Annotated in this window: 1 tRNA gene; it reads left to right on the forward strand. The window is 34.0% G+C overall.

From position 1 onward, the window contains the following. Positions 1-466: 466 nt before the first annotated feature. A tRNA-Ser gene (locus tag HX793_RS32270) sits at positions 467-553 on the forward strand. Positions 554-911 lie beyond the last annotated feature (358 nt).

Here is a 911-nt window from a genome sequence, read left to right on the forward strand (position 1 = left end):
TGTAATAGATAGATGGGATAAGAATTTTTGTTGATAACTCTAAAACTGGCCTAGAAAGCAATTTGAGAATTCTTCTGATATGGAATCGTAGTCTAAATAGAATCATGATCTAAAGATATCCATTAACCATAGTCTACAAAATATAGACCCCCCGCTCAGTTGATTCATTAGAATTTCTAATTTATTGATTTAATCCGGTCGGTATAGTATAAATAGAGAATTCAGAAAAAAAAAGAAGAGAACATTGTTTTTGCAAACATGAATAGAATTTTTTGAACAGTTTTTGTAAGAAAACAATTTTATCTTTATCCCCCAGCCTAGAAGGAAAGATCCTGCTTTTACTATGATGCAAAATTTTCGATTTTGATCGCTTTATAGTTAGAATTGATTGGTTGTACCTACCCAATAATCTAGAATGATTCACTATTCACTCGATTTTAGGTTTTTGGGTCATAATCATTATGTAGGAGAGATGGCCGAGTGGTTGAAGGCGTAGCATTGGAACTGCTATGTAGGCTTTTGCTTACCGAGGGTTCGAATCCCTCTCTTTCCGTACCTTCACCTAATTCATCGATCTTACTAACCACAATAGATCAAATAGCAATGGATACAACTATTCCAACAGTTAGACCTTTCTTTGATATGGATTCTCTATTCCTAATGGCTGTGGTACGGAAAATACTGTGAAAGAAAAGAGTAGAGTAGACAAGGAATGAAAATATCCCTCTCGGTCTATGATACCTAAATGGAAGAAAAATCCGGATCAAACCCTTATTTATCTTAACCTTAGGTTAATTTACTTCGCCGAAAGGGAGCAAAATGGGTCGAACCCTTATTCTTATTAGTGTTGATTTTATTTTTGTTAGGTTTAAGTCTGACGAGAATAATATTCTACAACTAGCAATTCATTT

The organism is Pseudomonas reactans (assembly GCF_013387025.1).
GTDB classification, from domain to species: Bacteria; Pseudomonadota; Gammaproteobacteria; order Pseudomonadales; family Pseudomonadaceae; genus Aquipseudomonas; species Aquipseudomonas reactans.